General features: G+C 58.4%; 17 protein-coding genes. 7 read left to right on the plus strand and 10 right to left on the minus strand.

The window, feature by feature from the left end; genetic code table 11:
- Window positions 1-358 precede the first annotated feature (358 nt).
- A complete protein-coding gene (locus tag EDC23_RS12595) occupies window positions 359-1,915 on the minus strand; it encodes a hydantoinase B/oxoprolinase family protein (protein WP_134085090.1) in 1,557 nt (518 codons plus the stop codon).
- Between the two features lie 171 nt (window positions 1,916-2,086).
- On the opposite strand from EDC23_RS12595, the gene EDC23_RS12600 reads away from it, so the two are divergent.
- The 3 genes from EDC23_RS12600 to argF all read left to right on the plus strand — a co-directional run bounded on the left by EDC23_RS12600 (window position 2,087) and on the right by argF (window position 5,129).
- Window positions 2,087-2,686 carry a urate hydroxylase PuuD gene (locus EDC23_RS12600; RefSeq protein ID WP_134085091.1) on the plus strand — a complete coding sequence of 200 codons (600 nt, stop codon included), beginning with the start codon at window positions 2,087-2,089 and terminating at the stop codon, window positions 2,684-2,686.
- 317 nt (window positions 2,687-3,003) lie between these two features.
- Entirely contained in the window at window positions 3,004-4,176 is a 1,173-nt protein-coding gene (locus EDC23_RS12605; RefSeq protein WP_134085092.1) for an acetylornithine transaminase, read from the plus strand.
- A 23-nt stretch (window positions 4,177-4,199) separates the two neighbouring features.
- The gene (argF, locus tag EDC23_RS12610; protein WP_134085094.1) at window positions 4,200-5,129 is read left to right on the plus strand and encodes an ornithine carbamoyltransferase; all 930 of its coding nucleotides are present in this window, start codon (window positions 4,200-4,202) and stop codon (window positions 5,127-5,129) included.
- Between the two features lie 204 nt (window positions 5,130-5,333).
- On the opposite strand, the gene EDC23_RS12615 is transcribed toward argF, so the two are convergent.
- Window positions 5,334-6,314 carry a porin gene (locus EDC23_RS12615; RefSeq protein ID WP_134085095.1) on the minus strand — a complete coding sequence of 327 codons (981 nt, stop codon included), beginning with the start codon at window positions 6,312-6,314 and terminating at the stop codon, window positions 5,334-5,336.
- A 218-nt stretch (window positions 6,315-6,532) separates the two neighbouring features.
- Here EDC23_RS12615 and EDC23_RS12620 point away from each other — a divergent pair, with 218 nt between their 5' ends.
- Window positions 6,533-7,579: an ABC transporter ATP-binding protein gene (locus EDC23_RS12620; protein WP_134085096.1), complete on the plus strand. Its 1,047-nt coding sequence runs from the start codon at window positions 6,533-6,535 to the stop codon at window positions 7,577-7,579.
- Window positions 7,580-7,762: 183 nt separating this feature from the next.
- Here EDC23_RS12620 and phoU read toward each other — a convergent pair whose 3' ends face one another.
- The 7 genes from phoU to phoB form a co-directional block, all read right to left on the minus strand.
- Window positions 7,763-8,473, minus strand: coding sequence for a phosphate signaling complex protein PhoU (gene phoU, locus EDC23_RS12625; protein WP_134085097.1), 711 nt, complete (start codon window positions 8,471-8,473; stop codon window positions 7,763-7,765).
- Window positions 8,474-8,530: 57 nt separating this feature from the next.
- Window positions 8,531-9,364, minus strand: a complete 834-nt coding sequence (gene pstB, locus EDC23_RS12630) for a phosphate ABC transporter ATP-binding protein PstB (RefSeq protein WP_134085098.1) — start codon at window positions 9,362-9,364, stop codon at window positions 8,531-8,533.
- 21 nt (window positions 9,365-9,385) lie between these two features.
- On the minus strand, window positions 9,386-11,041 hold the full coding sequence (gene pstA / locus EDC23_RS12635; RefSeq protein ID WP_134085100.1) for a phosphate ABC transporter permease PstA: 1,656 nt from the start codon (window positions 11,039-11,041) through the stop codon (window positions 9,386-9,388).
- A 26-nt stretch (window positions 11,042-11,067) separates the two neighbouring features.
- The gene (locus EDC23_RS12640; RefSeq protein ID WP_243830789.1) at window positions 11,068-13,332 is read right to left on the minus strand and encodes an ABC transporter permease subunit; all 2,265 of its coding nucleotides are present in this window, start codon (window positions 13,330-13,332) and stop codon (window positions 11,068-11,070) included.
- A gap of 298 nt (window positions 13,333-13,630) precedes the next feature.
- Window positions 13,631-14,602: a PstS family phosphate ABC transporter substrate-binding protein gene (locus EDC23_RS12645; protein WP_134085102.1), complete on the minus strand. Its 972-nt coding sequence runs from the start codon at window positions 14,600-14,602 to the stop codon at window positions 13,631-13,633.
- A gap of 169 nt (window positions 14,603-14,771) precedes the next feature.
- Window positions 14,772-16,118, minus strand: coding sequence for a phosphate regulon sensor histidine kinase PhoR (gene phoR / locus EDC23_RS12650; RefSeq protein ID WP_134085103.1), 1,347 nt, complete (start codon window positions 16,116-16,118; stop codon window positions 14,772-14,774).
- 3 nt (window positions 16,119-16,121) lie between these two features.
- Entirely contained in the window at window positions 16,122-16,817 is a 696-nt protein-coding gene (gene phoB / locus EDC23_RS12655) for a phosphate regulon transcriptional regulator PhoB (protein ID WP_134085104.1), read from the minus strand.
- A gap of 255 nt (window positions 16,818-17,072) precedes the next feature.
- On the opposite strand from phoB, the gene EDC23_RS12660 reads away from it, so the two are divergent.
- The 3 genes from EDC23_RS12660 (at window position 17,073) to EDC23_RS12670 (ending at window position 20,226) form a co-directional block, all read left to right on the plus strand.
- The gene (locus EDC23_RS12660; RefSeq protein WP_134085106.1) at window positions 17,073-17,732 is read left to right on the plus strand and encodes a TIGR04211 family SH3 domain-containing protein; all 660 of its coding nucleotides are present in this window, start codon (window positions 17,073-17,075) and stop codon (window positions 17,730-17,732) included.
- A gap of 293 nt (window positions 17,733-18,025) precedes the next feature.
- The gene (gene argA, locus EDC23_RS12665) at window positions 18,026-19,357 is read left to right on the plus strand and encodes an amino-acid N-acetyltransferase (RefSeq protein WP_134085107.1); all 1,332 of its coding nucleotides are present in this window, start codon (window positions 18,026-18,028) and stop codon (window positions 19,355-19,357) included.
- Window positions 19,358-19,377: 20 nt separating this feature from the next.
- On the plus strand, window positions 19,378-20,226 hold the full coding sequence (locus EDC23_RS12670) for a Dam family site-specific DNA-(adenine-N6)-methyltransferase (RefSeq protein ID WP_134085138.1): 849 nt from the start codon (window positions 19,378-19,380) through the stop codon (window positions 20,224-20,226).
- Window positions 20,227-20,230: 4 nt separating this feature from the next.
- On the opposite strand, the gene EDC23_RS12675 is transcribed toward EDC23_RS12670, so the two are convergent.
- Window positions 20,231-21,304 carry a metal-dependent hydrolase gene (locus tag EDC23_RS12675; RefSeq protein WP_134085108.1) on the minus strand — a complete coding sequence of 358 codons (1,074 nt, stop codon included), beginning with the start codon at window positions 21,302-21,304 and terminating at the stop codon, window positions 20,231-20,233.
- Window positions 21,305-21,424: the final 120 nt, after the last annotated feature.

A 21,424-nucleotide genomic window follows, 5' to 3' on the forward strand; every position in this document is an offset into this window, starting at 1 on the left:
GAAACACCACATTCCCGACCCTCAATTAAAATCAATATCTTTTTATCAAAGACGCTTTGCAAATGCTATCTTCGAGAATAGCAGCCTGTCTCTGCTGCTCATATATGAGCAGAAAATCCAAAGCTCGTGGATGTAGAAAACGATTTGTTTTCCTTCGTGTCTTCGCGTCTTCGTGGTTAATGCTTTTCCTCGTCCCTCAAAATACAGGTCCGAGTTACGAGGGACGAGTGACGAGGAAACCCATCACTCATCCTTCAAAATTTGAATTAAATTACTTTGTCATAAATATTCGGAGAAATACCACAACAGTCTGATTGTTTCTTCCGTCTTTATCGTTACTGCTTTTCCTCGTCCCTCGTCACTCGTCCCTCGGCCCTCCGTTGCCAAAACCACCTCCACCCGGCGTTTCGATGCTCAACACATCACCGACATTCACATTGAGACGGATCTTGCCGGGTAACGGTTCGCCGTTGAGGCGGTTGATGCCCGGCTGCCCCGCTTCGCCGCCTTCGAGTCCCCAGGGGGCGTGGGTGCGCCGTTCGGTTAACAGGGTGACCGAGGCGGGGGCGAGGAATTCGAATTCGCGGATCAGGCCGTCGCCGCCGCGCCGTTGCCCCGCGCCGCCGGAGCCGCTGCGCAGGGCGTAACGGCGCAGGCGCACCGGGTAGTTGGCTTCGAGCACTTCCAGCGGGGTGTTGCGGGTGTTGGTCATGTGGGTCTGCACCCCATCGAGCCCGCCGCCAGCGTGGCCGGCGCCCATGCCGCCACCGATGGTCTCGTAATAGTCCCATGCCGGAACGCCGGCCCCCCCGGCATGGCCCATGGCCAGGTTGTTCATGCTGCCGTGACTGGCGGCGGGGATGCGCCCGGGAATGGCTTGTGCCAGCGCACCCATGACCGCATCGACGATGCGGCTGCTGGTCTCCACGTTACCGGCGGCCACCGCCGCCGGGCGCTGGGCATTGACCAGGCAGCCTTCGGGCGCCTGCAGGGTAAGGGGCCGGAAACTGCCGGCACTGGCCGGGGTCTGCGGCGGCATCAAACAGCGGAAGACGTAATAGACCGCGGCGGCCGCCACCGACAGCGGGCAGTTCACATTGCCGGGGGTCTGCGGCGCGGTGCCCTCAAAATCCACGCTCACCTCGCCCGCACGCACCCGCAGCTTCACCGCGATCGCCAGATCGGTATGGCCCAGGCCGTCATCATCCAGGTAATCGACAAAAGCGTAGTCCCCGTCGGGAATCGCTGTCAGGGCGGTGCGGGCGAGGCGCTCGGCATAGTCATTGAGTTGTGCCAGCGCGCTGACGAAGGCCGCCTTGCCCAGCGGCGCGATCAGTTCCGCCAGGCGGCCGAGGCCGGCACGATTGGCGCTCATCTGCGCGGCAAAGTCTCCGCGTCCGGTGGCATCGCTGCGGACCTGGCCGACGATTTGCTCGAGCAGGGCGCTGTCCAGTTCCCCGGCTACCACCAGTTTGGTGGGCGGCAGCACCAGCCCTTCCTCTTCCAGGGTGGAGGAGAGGGGCATGGACCCGGGGGACTCGGCACCGATATCCGCGTGATGAGCGCGATTGGCCACATAGCCGAGACATTCGCCGGCCACAAACAACGGCGCGATCACCGTCACGTCGGGCAGATGGGTGCCGCCCAGATAGGGATCGTTGACGATCACCATGTCCCCCGCTTGCCAATCAATGTGACGAACGATGTCCCGCATGGCATAAGCCATGCTGCCCAGATGGACCGGAATGTGCGCGGCCTGGGCGCAGAGCCGACCCTGCGCATCGAAAATGGCACAGGAGAAATCGAGCCGATCGCGAATGTTGGGCGAGAAAGCGGCACGCTGCAGCACGGCGCCCATTTCGTCGCACACCGCATCCAGCCGGCTGGAAAAAATACTCAGGTCGACAGCATCCATGAAACACACTAATCTGTTTTGCAGTTGGCGATTGTAGCACCCGCCGCGGCTTCTGAAGCGAAGCCGGCGAAACAGGGGTGACCGCCGGGAGAATACTATAGTAAAATACTCAAAATAAGCTCCGCAGAACAATCTAACAAACTCATCAATATCAGAGGGGAATAAACCGCTATGAATCCACTCAAGTCGATTACCGGAACAATCGTCTCGGGCATCATCCTGTCGATCATCATCATCTTTGTGATGGGTCGCGGCGGTGCCGTCAATCCATTGGAATTCTGGGTCTGGGTCCACGTGCTCGTGGGGATCACCTGGATTGGTCTGCTTTATTACTTCAACTTCGTTCAGGTTCCCGCCCAGGCTGTTGCCACCGCGGACTCTGACGGCCCCGGACCGGCGGCCATCGGCAAGTACGTTGCCCCCCGTGCCCTGCTCTGGTTCCGCTGGGCCGCCGTGGCCACCTGGATCACCGGTGCCCTGGCGCTGGAAGCCATGCATACTGGAGACGGTTCCGGCTTTGTTGCCGCGTTTACCTTCCAGCAGGGTTACCAGGTTATCGGCATGGGCGCCTGGCTGGGCACCATTATGCTGTTCAACGTCTGGGTCCTGATCTGGCCGAACCAGAAGAAGGTCCTCGGTCTGGTCGAAGCCTCCGACGCCGAAAAAGCCAAGGCCAAGACCATCGCCCTGATGGCCTCGCGCACCAACACCCTGCTCTCCATTCCGATGATCCTCGGCATGACAGGGCATATGCACGGGATGCCGTTCTAAAAACACAGGGACGAGGGACGAGTTACGAGGGACGAGGAAAACAAACCCCGCGACCCCGCCAACTCTTCCCCTGTTTCCTGACAGAACGTGTCAGCCAAACAAAACGGCCCGATTGTCTCCGACAATCGGGCCGTTTTTATTTAATCCCGGCCCCGACAACCCCGCCTCGTCACTCGTCCCTCGTCCCTCGGCCCTCCCGAAGTCAACAGGTTTTGTTGACTTCGGGCCGTGGGGGGCTAAAATTGACGGTTTTCCGGCAGTCCGAGCAGGGCTGCCGTTTTATTTTCCTGAACCGGTAAATTAGCGGAACCTGAAAAATGGCCGATCATCTGATGCACAATTATGCGCCGCTGCCCGTGACCTTTGTTCGCGGCGAGGGCCCCTGGCTGTGGGACAGCGACGACAAGCGCTATCTCGACGCCCTGAGCGGGGTGGCGGTCTGCGGCCTGGGCCACGCCCATCCGGCGGTCGCCGAGGCCGTCGCCGGGCAGGCGCGCACCCTGGTGCATACCTCCAACTGGTACCACATCGCCAAACAGGAGCAGCTGGCCGCGCGGCTGACCGATCTGGCCGGGATGGACAACGCCTTTTTCTGCAATTCCGGCGCCGAGGCCAACGAGACGGCGATCAAGCTGGCGCGCCTGCACGGGCGGCAAAAACAGATCGCCAATCCGACCATCGTGGTCATGGACGGCAGCTTTCACGGCCGCACCCTGGCCACCCTGAGCGCCACCGGCAACCCGAAAATCCAGGCCGGCTTCGAGCCGCTGCTGCCCGGTTTTGTGCATGTCGCCTATGACGATGTGGACGCGATCGAACAGCTGGCCGCCCTGCGGGATGACATCGTTGCGGTAATGGTCGAGCCGATCACCGGCGAAGGCGGCATCCGGATTCCCGCCGACGACTACCTGCCACAATTGCGCCGGTTGTGCGACGAACAGGAGTGGTTGCTGATCGTCGACGAGATCCAGACCGGCATGGGCCGCACCGGCCGCTGGTTCGCCTTTGAGCACAGCGACATCCAGCCGGATATCGTCACCCTGGCCAAGGGGCTGGGCAACGGCGTGCCCATCGGCGCCTGCCTGGCGCGCGGCCAGGCGGCCGGGCTGTTCCAGCCCGGTCAGCACGGCAGCACCTACGGCGGCAATCCGCTGGTCTGCGCCGCCGCCCTGGCGGTGATCGACACCCTGGAACAGGAACAACTGGCCGCCCGTGCCGGCTGGCTGGGCCAGCACATGCTCAACGGCCTCTACCACAACCTGGCGAATACCGACGGGGTGGTCGAATGCCGGGGCAAGGGACTGATGCTCGCAGTAGAACTGGATCGGCCCTGCGGCGAACTGATGACCCGGGCGCTCGACAAGGGACTGCTGATCAATGTCACCGCCGGTAACACGGTCCGCCTGCTACCGCCGTTGATTCTCAGCGATGAACAGGCCGACCAGGTTGTCAGCGGGGTTAGCGAACTGATTCAGACCTTTCTTGCCTGAGGTTCTCCAAGAGGATTTTGAACATGGTAAAACATTTTCTGACGCTGCTGGATTTCGAGGCCCACGTTCTCGATCAATTGATCGACCGGGCCATCGAACTCAAACAGATGCAGCAGCGCGGCGCGATCTATGAACCGCTGAAGAACAAGGTACTGGGGATGATTTTTGACAAATCCTCCACCCGCACCCGTGTCTCCTTTGAAACCGGCATGGTCCAGTTTGGCGGACACGCGATCTTTTTGTCGCCCCGGGATACCCAGCTCGGCCGTGGCGAGCCGGTACAGGACAGCGCCCGGGTGCTGTCGCGCATGGTGGATATCATCCTGATTCGCACCTTTGCCCATGACACCGTGCAACGCTTCGCCGAGTATTCGCGGGTACCGGTGATCAACGCCCTGACCGATCTCTATCACCCCTGTCAGTTGCTGGCGGACATGCAGACCTTCCGCGAGCATCGCGGCGCCATCAAAGGCAAGACCGTGGCCTGGATCGGGGACGGCAACAATATGTGCCACTCCTATATCAATGCCGCACGCCAGTTCGATTTTCAGCTGCAGATCGCCACCCCGCCCGGTTACGAGCCGGAGCCGGAAATCGTCGCCGCCGCGGGCGATCGAATCACCCTGAGCAATGATCCCGAGACCGCCGCGCGCGGCGCCGATCTGATCACCACCGATGTGTGGGCCAGCATGGGCCAGGAAGAGGAACAGGAACTGCGCATGCAACAATTCGCCGCGTTTCAGGTCAATACCGAACTGATGTCACTGGCCAACAAGGATGCGCTTTTCATGCACTGCCTGCCCGCGCACCGCGGCGAGGAAGTCACAACCGAGATCATCGACGCCCCGAACAGCGTGGTCTGGGAAGAGGCGGAAAACCGCCTGCACAGCCAGAAGGCCCTGCTCGAACATCTGCTGGCCGTGCCGACCGAACTGGAACCGCAGCTGCGATAAGTGTTCCCCAAACGGTCTGGACTCGCCAATAAACGCGAATACCGAGAATTGAATTCGTGTTAATTCGCGTGTATTAGCGGATGACATAAAAAAACCCTGACGCTCTCACACGTCAGGGTACTTGGGTACACATAACAACTCTCAGTGCGACGACAGCCTCCCTGTTGCCGATTGTCCTTGCTCTTTTATTCTGTTGAATCCGCTTTAGAATTTCAGGACCAGCCCGGCACCGAGGAAGTTGTTTTCCACGTCGGTGGCGCCAGCCAGTTCTTCTTCCAGGCTGGAGTACATCAGATAGCCAGTGGCTTGCTTGTTAAACTTGTGATCAACACCGACAGCCATCAGGGTGCCTTCGCGCTGAGAAGTTTCATTGTCTTCCACCATGATGTACTGCGCCTTGAAGCTGTTTCTGGCGCCCATACGGGTCTTGAAGCTGACACCCAGCCAGTCTTCTTCCTGGCCGGCAGTTGTCGCCCCTTCAACCCCGGTCTGGTACATCAGACCAAGTTGTGAGCCACCCATCTTGTAGGTACCGATCAGGCGGGTCATGCTGTTTTCACTTTGACCGGCTGTATCATCATGCGAGTCCTGAGCCAGCGCGACATACAACGGACCGTCTTCATAGGCAATTGAAGCGGAGATAGTATCGGCCGGACCATCGCCTGTCGTGCTACCGTCACCTTCTCCCGGAATCAGGGCAATGGCGTATTGGATGTTGCCTGACTTGCCCAGATAGGCCAGTACGTTATCCAGGCGGTTTTCACCGTCCTGATCGCCGGCGTTTTTCAGATCCGCGTCGGTATCACCAAACAGATCAAACTTGCCCTGAGCCATTTTCAGCGGTGTATCATGACGGCCGAAGCGCACCTCGCCCCAGTCACCTTTCAGACCGGCATACATGTTACGGCGGTCCAGTCCGGCATCGACCCCCTGTTCGTAATCCACCTGCCATTCAAACTTGTAGATGGCTTGCAGATCGTTACCCATATCATGATCGCCTTTGACCCCGACGCGGGAGGCGTGACTACGCAGCTGCCAGTTGTCCGTAGTGGTCACACCGCCGGACTCTTCTTCCACGCTGCCATAAGACAAATGCAGTTTGCCGTAAACCGTCGGTGCGGCGTGAGCCAACATGGGTGTCGCCAGAGAGCCTGCTATTGCAAGCGCAATCAGTTTCTTTTTCATATCTCTTCCCCAAATAGTTTGTGGTGACAACACAACACCTGTTGTGTGCAAATGAACGGGGAGAAGTTTGTGGGTGGTGTCTTACAGTGATGTTAAAAGTCGGTGAAGTTTTTGTGACGATTGGCGGGCAGAGGCGCCACATGCGCAGACAGAGGCTTACGCTTCGCGCCGAATCTGATATGATTCAGGTCTGAACTGATTGAATATCATGGTGTTACGTGGAACATCCCCTGCTCGAACTGAAACAGATTGAATGCCGGCATCGCGGTGTTATCGCGGTCGAAAACCTGAATCTACACGTCAACCAGGGGGATCTGGTCTGTCTGCTGGGGCCCAGCGGCTGCGGCAAGACCACGGTGTTACGCGCCATCGCCGGTTTCCAGCCCGTGAACGCCGGGGAAATCCGCCTGCGCGATCAGCGGATTTCCTATCCGGGCTACACCCTGTCGCCTGAAAAACGCCGTATCGGCATGGTATTCCAGGATTACGCCCTGTTCCCGCATATGGACGTGTGCGGCAACATCACCTTTGGACTGCGCCATCTGGGCAAGGCCGAATGCAAACGAATTGCCAATGAAATGCTGGAAATCGTCGGCCTCAACGGCATGGGCGATCGCTATATCCATGAGCTGTCCGGTGGACAACAGCAACGGGTGGCGCTGGCCCGGGCACTGGCACCCCGGCCTGAACTCATTCTGCTGGATGAGCCGTTTTCCAACCTGGATATTGAAATGCGCGAGCGCCTGAGCAACGAGGTCCGCGGGATTCTCAAGCAACAGGGCATCACCGGCATTCTGGTGACCCACGATCAGCACGAAGCCTTTGCCATGGGCGATCAGATCGGGGTCATGAGCGAGGGCCATATCCTGCAGCGTGACACGGCCTATAACCTGTATCACTCGCCGGCCAACCGTTTCGTGGCCGACTTTATCGGCCAGGGAGTCTTCGTGCGCGGCACCCTGCTCAGCCCGGACACCGTCAAAACGCCGCTGGGAACCATTAGCGGCGACCGCGCCTATGAATGGGAGCCCGGATCGGAGGTGGAGTTGCTGCTGCGCCCCGACGATATCGTCTACGATCCGGACGGGCCATTACAGGCCAGCGTACAGCAGCGGGCCTTCAAGGGCGCCGAGATTCTCTATACCCTGAAGCTGGAAGACGAAACCGAGGTGCTCTCGCTGTTCCCCAGCCACCATGACTTTGCCGTCGGGGATAATGTCACGGTCGATCTGGCGCTGGATCACATGGTGGTGTTTCCGCTATAAAAACAGGGACGAGTTACGAGGGCCGAGTGGCGAGGCAGTGCGTGGGACGCACCCTACTTCAGCTCGTAGGCCCGATAAAGCGCTAGCGGTATCGGGCATTGCCCGCAGTTCGCCGGACACCGCGGAGTTTATGCCCGCAGGGTGCTTTGTCCGGCCTACTCCTGCCATCTGCTAACTGCTAACTTATTCCTTTCTCGTATCCCGCTCGACCTGTTCCAGGCTGATGTGGCGTACGTCCTTGCCCTTGACCAGATAAATCACATACTCGCAGATATTGCGGGCGCGATCGCCGATACGCTCCAGCGCCCGGGCTGACCACATCATATTAACCACTTCCGGTATGGAGCGGGGATCCTCCATCATGTAGGTCATCAGCTCGCGCAAAATGCTCTCGTACTGCTTGTCGATTTTCAGATCCTGGTGTGCCACTTCAATCGCACGCTCGACATCCATGCGGGCAAACGCATCCAGCGAATCGTGCAACATGTGATGTACCCGTTCACCCAGGTGAATAATCCCGGTAATCATCTTGTTATCGCTTTTCGCTTCGGCAAAATGCATGGCCATGCGACCGATCCGTTCGGCCTCGTCACCAATCCTTTCCAGGTCGGTAATGGTTTTGATCACCGCGATCACCAGCCGTAAGTCACTGGCCGCCGGCTGGCGCTTGGCGATAATCTGAGTGCACTCCTCGTCGATTTGCACTTCCAGGGCATTGACCTTGTAGTCGCTGGTCACCACGATCTCGGCCAGAGCCTCGTCCCGATCGGTCAGCGCCTTGATGGCGTCACTCAATTGCTGCTCGACAATGCCGCCCATTTGCATAACGCGATTGCGTATCTCTTCCAGCTCCTCATCAAACTGGTGGGAAATGTGATCGCCTAGTTTATCCATGATATTTGTCCTGAAAAAGTCATTTGTTTCTGCAAGCTATCTGTCAATCTCGATTCGTTAACCATAACGGCCGGTAATATAGTCCTCGGTTTTCTTCTCGCCCGGATTGGTAAACAGGGTATTGGTATCCTGAAATTCCACCACCTCACCAAGATACAAAAATGCCGTATAATCCGACACCCTCGCGGCCTGCTGCATATTATGGGTGACAATGACAATCGTATACTGTTTTTTCAGCTCATAAATCAGCTCTTCGATCTTGAGGGTGGAGATCGGATCCAGCGCCGAGGCCGGTTCGTCCAGCAACAGTACTTCCGGCTCGATGGCGATGGCCCGAGCGATCACCAGACGTTGCTGCTGACCGCCGGACAGTCCCAGGGCATTCTCCTGCAGTCGGTCTTTTACCTCGTCCCACAGGGCGGCACCCTTGAGAGCTTTCTCCACGCTCTCGTCCAGGCGCCGCTTGTCCTTGACACCCTGGATACGTAATCCGTAGGCCACGTTCTCATAGATGCTCTTGGGAAACGGGTTCGGTTTCTGAAAGACCATCCCGATCTTGCGGCGCAGTTCGGCTACATTGATCTTCTTGCTGTAGATATTCTCGCCGTCCAGCGTAATCTTGCCGCTCACCCGGCAGCTGTCCACCAGATCATTCATCCGGTTGAAGCAACGCAGTAACGTCGACTTACCACAACCGCTGGGTCCGATAAAGGCGGTTACCTTGTGCTCGGGAATGCCCATGCTGATATTAAACAGTGCCTGGGTTGGACCATAATGGAGATTCAGGTTCTCGACACGAATCGCCAGGCGTTCGTCTTCAATGTGCGAAGCTTCCTGTGAACGATCCAGGTTCTCCAGATTGATACCGTGTGTCATATTTTTCGTGTTCATAAACTTATCTTCTACCTGTTTTTAACCGCCTTCAAGGGCCTGGTATTTCTCGCGCAGACGGTTACGGATGTAAATTGCACTCAGATTCAGTGCGATAATCACCACGATCAACAATAAGGACGTGGCATAGACCAGCGGCCGTGCCGCCTCGACGTTGGGGCTCTGGAAACCGACATCATAGATGTGGAAGCCCAGATGCATGAACTTGCGTTCCATGTGCAGGTAGGGGAAATTGCCGTCCAGCGGCAGCGAAGGCGCCAGCTTGACAACCCCGACCAGCATCAACGGCGCGACCTCACCCGCGGCCCGCGCGACGGCCAGAATCAGGCCGGTCATCATCGCCGGCGAGGCCATCGGAATCACGGTGCGCCACAAGGTCTCCGCCTTGGTCGCGCCCAGGGCCAGACTGCCTTCGCGAATCGAGCGGGGAATCCGGCTCAGACCTTCCTCGGTGGAGACGATCACCACCGGCAGGGTCAGCAATGCCAGGGTCAATGACGACCAGAGAATGCCCGGTGTCCCGAAGGTGGGCGCCGGCAGGGCCTCGGGGAAAAACAGCTGATCGATATTGCCGCCCAGAAAATAGACAAAGAAGCCAAGACCAAACACCCCGTAAACGATCGACGGCACCCCGGCGAGGTTATTCACCGCAACACGGATGGTGCGGATGATCAGTCCCTGTTTCGCGTACTCGCGCAAATAGATGGCGGCAATCACCCCAAACGGGGTGACCAGTACCGACATAATCAACACCATCATCACGGTGCCGAAGATGGCCGGGAAGATCCCGCCCTCGGTATTGGCTTCACGGGGCTCGCCGCTGACGAACTCCCAGACCTTGGCGAAATAGAAACCGATCTTGCCCGGGACCCCCATGCTGTTGGGGTAATAGATCCGTACCATTTTTGCCATGGGTATGTCGATCTGGCGACCACTCATGGTCTCGGCCACTATACTGTCACGACGAATCTTGCCGTACAGTTCATTCATTGTTTCGCGCAACGTTTCGTACTCGGCATTCAGTGCCTCACGCTGGCTGGCAAGTTCCTGTTGCCTCTGCGGCGTCAGTTCATCGTCGAGTTCCAGCGCGCGCTCTTCCAGACGCAGGCGCTCCAGCTGGTAGTTGATCGAACCGATCTCGCCTTTCTGGATGTCCATGATGCGATCGTGCAGTTCAGTAGCCCGATCAAGACGCGCTTCCAGTTCCTGACGGGCATTCTCACCCTCTGCCACAACCTGGCCGTTCTCTTTGACCTGGCGCAGGAAACCGTAAAAATTTCCCCATTCATGACGTTCGATGACCAGCAGGTTTTCGGGATACTTGATATCCTGGACAAAATCGGCGAAGACCACCTGGAAATCCGCACCGGTCACATCACGATTACCGGTCTTGATCAGATAGCGGGTGAGTTTCTCGCTCTCGAAATCGAATTCATAGCCGCTGCTTTCGGCCTGAACCCGCGGAATGCTTTCGACCGAGTCGATCTCGCCGACCAGGCGCGTGGTCTCGCCCGAAGGCAGTACATAGCGGGCATCGATCACATTGCTGGGCCAGAAGTAACTCAGTCCCCGCACGCCGATGAGCAATATCAGTCCGAACACCATGATCAGACTGATACTCACCGCACCGGCATTGAGCCAGATCCAGGGTTGTCCCGATTTGAACCAGTTATTCATCGAATTTCCTCAGATTACCCTTCGGGTTACAGACTGCTGTAACGCTTGCGCAAACGTTGTCGGACAATTTCCGCGGCGGTATTCACCAGGAAGGTAAAGGCAAACAGCACCAGCGCCGCCAGGAACAGTACCCGGTAGTGCGTACTGTCGACTTCCGACTCGGGCATTTCCACGGCGATATTAGCCGACAGGGTGCGCATACCCTCGAAGATATTCATGTCCATCACCGGCGTATTCCCGGTCGCCATCAGAACGATCATGGTCTCGCCCACCGCGCGACCCAGACCGATCATCACCCCCGAAAAAATCCCCGGGCTGGCGGTCAACAGGACAACCCGCATCATGGTCTGCCAGGGTGTCGCGCCCATGGCCAGCGAGCCCTGGACCAGGTGTTTGGGCACGGCGAAGATCGCATCCTCGGCGATGGAAAAAATGGTGGGAATGACCGCGAAGCCCATGGCCAGGCCGATGACCAGCGAGTTGCGCTGGTCATAACTGATACCCAGTTCCTCGCTCATCCAGATACGCACATCCCCGCCGAAGAAAGTAGCCTCCATCCAGGGACTGGCGCTGAAAGAGGCATAGCCAAGTAACAGAACGATCGGAATCAACCAGGCGGCTTCCCACCCTTCGGGAAGGGCATGGCGAATCCGATCCGGCAGGCGATGAAACCCGTAGGCGACCAGCAGCAACCCGAAGGGCATGATGATCAATAACGAGAATATCCCCGGCAGATGTCGCTCCAGAAACGGCGCCAGCCACAGGCCGGCCAGGAAACCGATAATGACCGTCGGCAGGGCCTCCATGATCTCGATGCTGGGTTTGACCGTCTGGCGCATGCGCGGGGCCATGAAATGAGCGGTATAGATCGCACCCATGATGGACAGCGGAATCGCAAACAGCATGGCGTAAAACGCCGCCTTGAGCGTGCCAAAGGAGATCGGTACCAGTGAGAGTTTGGGCTCGTGATCGTTACTGGACGAGGAGGATTGCCAGACATACTCGGGCTCGTCATAACTTTCGTACCAGACCTTGCCCCACAGCGAGGACCAGGAGATTTCCGGGTGTTCGTTCTCAATATGGTAGAAATACAGCCGGTCATCCGCCTGCAGCAAGGCCGCCCTGGCACGTGGCGAGATCGCCACCTGCTGCAAGGTATCGGCAATCGACTCGGTCAGCAGCGTGCGATGGGCGGTGGTGTGGAAAATCCCCAGCTGTCCCTCCCCGTCAACGGCCAGAAACCCCTTGCGACTGTATTCGGGGGCAATATCCTGAACCGCGCCGTTCAGATCATCGAAGGCGCGGATCTGGCGCAATTCCCGCTTGCTGCTGTCGCGTTGTTCGGGCACGGCGAACAGCTGTGCCACCCGGCCCTGATCGGAGCCGGCCAGCAGCGAGATATCGCCGGTCAGAAATTCCAGGCTGGTCACCCGCTGATCGCCGCCAAACAACGCCAGATGTTGCTGCAAGGAGGGAGTTTCTTTATCAAACAGATCGTAATGGCTCAGTTCATCCCTGCCGCTGAGCACATAAAGATTGCGTTGCTCCTTGCCGAGCAACAGATGCGAAATCGCCCCGCGGGACGTTCGGGGAATCTCGGCCCGGGTCTCTTCCAGGGTCACATCGTCCCCCAGAAACGATTCCTCGCGACGGATATTCAGCAGTTGAATCTGCTGCTCCCCCGCCAGTCCCACGATGGTCGTCGCCTCTTCCCCGGACTGGACCGCCAGACGGGTAACGGATCGCTGCTGTTCATCCAGCTGCAACAGGGATTCACCCAGCGGATACTTAATTTGGGGGGTAATCTCACGCACCGGTTTACCGCCTTCGACCCGCGCTTCGCCGAAATCGATCTGGTAATCGTGCTGAAAGACCAGCACCTGGCCGTTGGACAGGCCCACGGCGAGGATCCGGCGCGCCGGGGTACCCGCCGCCCAGCTGGTGATTTGCGCATCGTCGGGAATCGGCAGCGGGACGATCTTGCGAATCGACCCGTCCCAGGTATTGAAGAAAATCACCCGCCCCGCATCGGTCAGGCGCAGACCGACCAGGGCCTGCTCCTCCATCGCCAGATGCAGCGTTCGCTCGTCGCTACCGGGCACGCTGTAATCGGTAACCTTGTCGATCGAGGCCGACTGGAACATCGGCAACACCACCCACAGCAGATAGACCAGGATCAGGGTAATCGCCACAATCACCCCCAGACCGCCCACCGCCACGCCGTGGCGGGCCAGGGTGTCCTTGAGCATACGCCAGCGCATAAGCAGATTGCTGTGGTCGATCCGGGTCATGACAGGCTCGCTTGTTCCCTGTTTACTGGAAGCCGACAGCATAAAGATCCGAGATGACAAAAATGTGACAAAAATACCGGCGTTTGCGGCTGTTGCACTACGAGCGGGGCGATGGCTGTTTTTTATTCAGCAATCCACAAAATACCCCTCGCAGGGCCGCCGGATCGCAAAGGGATAACCCGTTGATTTTCCGGCGGCCTGGCGGCTCTGCGAGAGACATTCTCAGCCAGGCTGTTGCCGACATAAAAAAGCCCCGCCAGAGGCGGGGCTTGCTAGACACGAGCGGTGCGTCTTTAGCTTATTTCAGTTTGGCCAGCTCCTTTTCCGCAACTTTGGCCGGCAGCGGGATATAGCCGTCCTTGACCACCACTTCCTGACCGATTTTGGACATCACCATCCGGATAAACTCGCGCTCCAGTGGTGGCAGGGGCTTGTTGGGATGCTTGTTCACATAGACGTAGAGGAACCGGGCCAGCGGGAACTTGCCACTCAGTGCATTTTCGGTATCCGCCTCAATAAAGGTATCACCTTCTTTTTTGGCCAGAGCGACCGTCTTGACACCGGAAGTCTTGTAACCGATACCCGAATAACCGATGCCGTTCAGGGATGTGGAGACCGACTGCACCACGGAAGCGGAACCGGGCTGTTCGTTCACGGAGCTCTTGAAGTCGCCTTTGCACAGGGCGTTTTTCTTGAAGTAGCCGTAGGTCCCGGAAACCGAGTTACGCCCGTAGATCTGGATCTTGCGGTTGGCCCAGGCGCCGCTCAGTCCCAGATCCCCCCAGGTGGTGATATCCTTATCATAGCCGCACTTGCGGTTGGAGGAGAAAATCGCATCCACCTGCGGAATCGTCAGCCCTTCGATCGGGTTATCCTTGTGGACGAAAACCGCCAGGGCGTCGATGGCGACCGGAATCGCGGTCGGCTTGTAACCGTGTCGCTTTTCGAACGACTCGATCTCCTTGGACTTCATCTTGCGGCTCATCGGCCCCAGGTTGGAAGTGCCTTCGGTCAACGCCGGCGGCGCGGTGGAAGAGCCGGCGGCCTGAATCTGAATGTTCACATTCGGATACTGACGCTTGAACTCTTCGGCCCAGAAGGTCATCAGGTTGGCCAGGGTATCGGAACCCACGCTGCTCAGATTACCGGAGACGCCACTGGCGCGCTGATAATCCTGCAAAGCGGGATCAACTTTAGCTTCGGCAAATGCCTGACCCGAGACAAAACTCAGTGCCAATAGCGATGTCAGAAGCGATTTTTTATGAAACATGGATGCTCTCCTCACGAGAAGTGTGTTTTGTTCGGGATACTGTATGAATCTGTTGTGACAAGGTTATGAACTAAATGTGACCAGAAGATGACAGGTCCTCCGGGCTCCGCCCGGAGGACAGGGACGAGTGACGAGGTACGAGTGACGAGGAAAACCATCCCATGGCTCATCAGGAGGCTGTCTTCCCTCCTCGTCCCTCGTCCCTCGTACCTCGGCCCTGTTCGTCAGGATGACGAACAAGTTCGGGTGGGAAATCGCAGATAAAGGTACTGCCCTGCCCCACTTCGCTGTCGATGCGCAGGCTGCCCCTGTTGCGTTGCATGGCGTGTTTGACGATCGCCAGTCCCAGTCCGGAGCCGCCGCTATGGCGTGAACGGTCGACATCGACCCGATAGAAGCGCTCGGTCAGCCGTGGAATGTGGCGCGGGGCGATGCCGATGCCGGTGTCATTGACCTCGAAATGCGCACCTGTGTCATCTTCATGCCAGCGAATCCGGATTGCGCCGCTACCGGGGGTATAATTCACGGCATTGACCACCAGGTTGGTGAATATACTGTCCAGTTCCCGCGGTTCGCCCCACAGGTACAGTGTCGGATCCGCTTCCAGCAAAATGGTATGCTCCCGCTCACCGCCGAGAATCCGGGCCTGCTCCTTGAGACGGCTCAACATTTGCGGCACGTTGACAACCACCTTTTCACCGGGCTCGCGACTGTGCTCAAAACGGGACAACAACATCAGGTCCTCGGTCAGCTGTTGCATACGCCGGGTCTGCTGTTGCATCACTTCAAGGGTGTGGTGCAATTGCTGGTCGACAGTTTCGTCCTCAACCAGGCTTTCGAGGTAGCCGCTCAACACGGTCAGCGGGGTGCGCAATTCATGGGAGATATTGGCGACAAAGTCCCGCCGCATCTGCTGTAGCTGCTCGATCAGCGTCACATCGCGAATGATCACCAGCGTCTGGTTATTTCCGTACTCCACCCGGCGAAGGCTGATCCGGATCGCGTCGTTGTAAGGGGAGTTGATCGTGATCGGCTCATCCTGTGCGTCGTCTTGCCAGAACGCCGCCATGGCCGGATGGCGCAGCAGATTCGCCAGTCGCAAACCGACATCCTGGGGATACTTGAGCTGCAGCAGCCGTGTGGCTTCGGCGTTCCACCACTCGATCTCCCCCTCTTCGCGTAGCAGCACCACGCCATCGGGCAAGGCGGCGGTAGTTTCACGAAACCGGTTGAGGGTCTTGATCAGCCGTTTGTTGCGTTTGCGGGCCCGTTGCTGAAGACGATAAATACCGGTAAATGTCTCGCCCCACAAACCGGTTGAATGGGGAGGCTCCTGTTTGCGATCGAAACGCAACCAGCGATCCAGCCTGACCAGACGAATGAAATAGCTGGCAAACCACACTGTTATGACCAGCAACAACGCCAGAGTAATCTGACCGACCATCCAGCCAATCAATAATGCCAGAACCAGACTGGCCAGAATCCGCCACAACTCATTGGTCCAGTTATAGGGCATGCCTCAGACCTGTTTGGAAAACCGGTAACCGGCGCCACGTACGGTCTGCACATGGCGATCGAAGCCATAGGGCGCAAGTGCCTTGCGCAGTCGCCGGATGTGCACATCCACGGTGCGATCCTCGATATAGACCTGGTCACCCCAGACCTGATCCAGCAACTGATCCCGACTGTAGACCCGTTCTGCGTGAGTCATGAAAAAATGCAGCAGACGGAACTCGGTCGGCCCCAGATTGACCGGCTGGCCCTGGATACTGACCCGGTGCCCCGCGCTATCCAGGCTCAATCCGGCGATCTCGATGATCTCCGACGACTCCGGGCCACGGCTGCGACGCAACACTGCGCGAATTCGGGCGATCAGCTCCTGATTGGAGAACGGCTTGGTCACATAATCGTCAATCCCTGCTTCGTACCCGCGCAGTTTGCTCTCCTCTTCATCCCGGGCGGTGAGCATAATCACCGGCAGATCCCGGGTCGCCTCATCCCGGCGCAACCGTTTGGCAAATTCGACCCCGCTGATACCGGGCAGCATCCAGTCCAGCAGCACCAGATCGGGCTTTTCCCCGGCCAGGCGCTCGCCCGCCTCGCGGGCATCAGCGGCCTCGATCACCCGAAAACCGGCCCGCACCAGAGTAAATTCGAGCATTTCACGGATGGCCGCTTCGTCCTCGACCACCAGGAGCGTAATAGCCTGACTCATGGGATTATGCCATCCGGATGATAATAACGGTTTGCCTCTGCCTCATTCACGCCGGCATTACAGCCGAAGAATATGACAACCATATGACAACGCCCCGGCGGATGCCAGAAAACGGGATTAGCGCCCACCGTCAGCAAAATGTGATTTGGCACGCACCGGGTGAATCGCGCTAGACTATACAATCGCCATCCGGGCCGGATTTTGCCGGTATAATATATATAGTGTACAAACACCACCGCAGGACCGAAATTGACCATGAGATACCTGTTCATCACCCTGGCGCTGTTCGCCATCTCCGCTTCCGCCGTACAGGCCGCCGAATACCAGTATGTGTCGGATGAACTGCTCATTACCCTGCGCAACGGCCAGGGCAACTCGTATCAGGTACTCAAGACCCTGCCGACCGGCACCCGACTGGAGGTGCTGGAGAGCACCGAGGAGGGGTACAGTCGGGTACGCACCAGCGACGGCACCGAAGGCTGGGTGCGCAGCCAGTATCTGATCAATAACCCCACTGCGGCCATGCAGCTGGAGGAAGCCACCCGTAAACTGGAGAATTTGCAGGAAGAAAACGAGAAACTGCGCAGCACCCTCAGTGAAGTCCAGGAAGAACGCGCCCAACTGGCCAGCGAACGGGACGAACTGCTCGGCAAGACCGAAGAAGCCGAAGAGCGGCTGGCGCATCTCACTGAAGTCGCCGAAAAACCGATCGTGCTGGACCAGGAAAACCGTGAGCTGCAACAGCAGAACATCGCCCTGGAAAAAGAGCTGCAGATCCTCAACCAGGAAAACCAGGTACTCAAGGATCGCGCCGAACGTGAATGGTTCATCGCCGGCGCCGGCGTCCTGCTCGGCGGCCTGCTGCTCGGCCTGCTCATCCCGCGCATTCGCTGGAAAAAACAGAGCTCCTGGTAAAAACAGGTCCGAGGGACGAGGGACAACGCCGGCACGCTGGCGATATCTGTCTCGAGTTAACTGGTACCTTGTCACTCGTCCCCCCGCTGCAGGGTGCCTCCGCTGCGACATGTCCCTGCGCTAACGCAAGTCTCTTCGCTGCGCAGCCGCTCCTCTGCCCTCCTTCGGTTTTTGAACTTCCTCGTACCTCGTCACTCGTCCCTCGGACCTTCAAAGTGCCAGGCCCCAGTACCTGCTTATGGTTCGATATGTCATACTAGGGTCAGATAATAACTCCTGACTCGACACGGCAGATGGCTCCCAAAGCACCCCCCACTGACACAGACTTTGTCCGCTGGTTTCGCGACTCCTCGCCCTATATCAATGCCTTTCGCGGTAAGGTGTTTGTCATCGCCTTCGGCGGCGAGATGCTGACCGATGCGCAGTTTGCGCCGCTGGTGCACGATCTGGCCCTGCTCAACAGCCTCGGGGTCAAGCTGGTGCTGGTGCACGGCACCCGCCCCCAGATCGAAACCTGCCTGACAGGCCGCGATGCCGAGCTGGTCTATGTCAACGGCCTGCGGGTCACCGATAGCGGCGCGCTCGACTGCGTCAAGGAGGCGGCCGGCAGCGTGCGGGTCGATATCGAGGCGCTGCTCTCCATGGGCCTGGCCAACTCACCCATGGCCGGCGCGCGGATCCGGCTGGTGTCGGGCAATTTTGTCACCGCCCAGCCGCTGGGTGTGCGTGAGGGCGTGGATTATGGCCATACCGGTGAAGTGCGCCGGATCGATCGGGACGCCATTGCCGGTCACCTGGATAACGGCGATCTGGTCCTGCTCTCGCCCATCGGCTATTCCCCGACCGGGGAAATCTTCAACCTCAGCGCGGAGGATGTGGCCACCGCCGCTGCCAGTCAGCTGCAGGCCGATAAACTGATCCTGCTGATCGACGACAAGGGGATTACCGACAACCGCAAACGGTTGCTACGGGAACTGACGCCCGACAAGGCCGAGGCACTGCTGCAGAGCAACAACAAGCTGAATACGGAACAGCAGCAGGCGCTGCGCAGCGCCGTCCATGCCTGTCGCCACGACGTCAACCGCGCGCATATCATCAATCGGCACATCGACGGCGCGCTGCTGCTGGAGCTGTTCACCCGCGACGGCTGCGGCACCCTGCTCAGTAACGATCCGTACGAGGATCTGCGCCGCGCCAGTATCGATGATATCGGGGGGATTCTCGAACTGATCAAACCGCTGGAAGCCGACGACATCCTGGTGCGCCGCTCACGGGAACGGCTGGAGACCGAGATCGAACACTTCACCGTGGTCGAGCGCGACGGCACGATCATCGGCTGCGCCGCGCTCTACCCGTTCATCGATGAACAGGTGGGCGAACTGGCCTGTCTGGCGGTGCATCCCGATTACCGCGATCAGGGCCGCGGTGACGCGCTGTTGCAATACCTGGAAAAGACCGGCCGCCAGCTCGGCATCCGGCAAATGCTGGTGCTCACCACCCGCACCGCCCACTGGTTCCGTGAACGGGGCTTCAAACCGGGGGAACTCAAGAGCCTGCCGGTCAAGCGCCAGCAACTCTACAACTACCAGCGCCAGTCCAAGGTATTCATCAAGGATCTCGACTGATGGCCGTCAGTTCCGCCGCCATGGCTCCCCTGAGAAAACCCCCGCGCCGGCCGGAACCGGCGCGGCAGCGGCCGTTTCTCAAGTGGGCCGGCAACAAGTACCGGATTCTGGAACATATCCTGCCCATGCTGCCCGAAGGCAAACGCCTGATTGAGCCGTTTGCCGGCTCGGCCGCGCTGTTTCTCAACAGCGATTACGATCACTATCTGCTCAGCGATCGCAATGCCGATCTGATCAGCCTGTATAACCTGCTCAAGCAGGACGGGCCGGCGTTCATCGACTATTGCGCGCAATACTTCGTGACGCGCAATAACCAGGAAAAACGTTACTACCGGTTACGCGAACAGTTCAATGCGTGTGACGATCCGCATCAACGCGCCGCCCTGTTTATCTACCTGAATCGCCACGGCTACAACGGCTTGTGCCGCTACAACGCCGGCGGCGGCTTCAATGTGCCTTTCGGCCGTTACAAGCGCCCCTACTTTCCGGAAAAGGAGATGCTTGCATTTCATTACAAGGCACAGCGGGCAACCTTCAGAGTCAGTGATTTCGAACAGGCCATGCAGCAGGCCCGGCGCGGCGACGTCATCTATTGCGATCCCCCCTACGTGCCGCTATCGACCTCCGCCAACTTCACCACCTACAGCGCCGGCGGTTTCAGTCTCGACGACCAGCAACACCTGGCCGATCTCGCCCAAAGCTGTGCCCGAAAAGACATTCCGGTATTGATCTCCAACCACAACACCGCCTATACCCGAAAAATCTACCGGCAGGCCGATAAAAACAAACGTTTCAAAGTCCAGCGCTATATCAGCTGTAACGGGAAAAAGCGCAATAGCGCCAGCGAAATCCTCGCCTTATTCAAATAAATCATCAGGGCGATAGCGGAATTATGCGATCGCCTTGATAACGATACAGTTGCCAATCACTGTCCCCGTTGCGACAGGCACCGAAGCGAAACGGCACATTGCGTGCGTCACCGAGAATAAAGCGGTGATCCTCATACCAGGCACACAGCCCCTGCTCGCGCTGCTCAATACGATACAGCGCCGGGAACAGCATAAAATCACGAATATCCTTCAGCACCTCCTGCTGCCAGACGTCCCGCGCCAGCGCCTGTCCGATTCCCTCGCCGTAACGGGGTAAGGTCTGCCAGGCGAGGTTATCCTGCGGACGGTAAATCGCGTTGATGCGGGCGAACATGCCGGCCTGTTCATCCGGTTCGGGCACCACCTGTTTACGCTGCAGGTTGACATAGGTGACGTGATACTGCTGTGCCTGTTCGATGACGATTTTCCAGTTAAACGGTGACAACGGTTGCGGCAAGGCGTGCACCTCGGCCTGCTCCAGGCCCTGGTGTCGGGCATACTCCTGGCCGAGATCGCGCGCCTCCCAGGCCTGTAAATGTTGAAGCGCAACATAGAGTGCCAGGGTGGCCAGTCCGGCCAGCGCCACCTGTTGCCCTTGCCGGCGCCATATCCAGGCGGCGATCAACGCCAGCCCAATGATGCCGGTGAACCAGAAGTCGATAATAAAGGTGGATGGCAGGGAAAATTTGGCATAACTGAATGGCGAGAGGATCATGGTCCCAAAAGAGGTGATCACATCACCGAAGATATGAATCCCCAGGCTCATGACACAGACGGCATAGAAGGCCTTCCAGTGATAGCGGCCGCGCCATAACAGCATGAACAGCAGCGACAACAACCAGGCCCAGAGCGGCAGCATCAATACAGAGTGAGTCACGCCGCGGTGATATTTCAGGTAGGCCAACGGCCCGTCGATTAACCGCAGCACGAAATCGCTGTCCGGGAAAATGCCGGCGAGAAACCCCGCCGTCAGGCGGGTGCGCAGGGAAAGGATCCGGCTGTCCGGGGCATCCCGGGATTCGGGTGCGGTGGCCCGGGCCAGCAGGACGCTGCTCAGGCCGTGTGTCAGAGTATCCATCTTTTTACCACTTTATAATCAATCACTTGCATTCGGTTTTGTCGTAACCGTGCATGGGTCACATTCATGTGGTTTCGAATTCAAGTGCATTATGCCTACTGCCGATGTATACCCCGTGGT

The organism is Thiohalophilus thiocyanatoxydans, from assembly GCF_004366735.1.
Taxonomy (GTDB): domain Bacteria; phylum Pseudomonadota; class Gammaproteobacteria; order UBA6429; family Thiohalophilaceae; genus Thiohalophilus; species Thiohalophilus thiocyanatoxydans.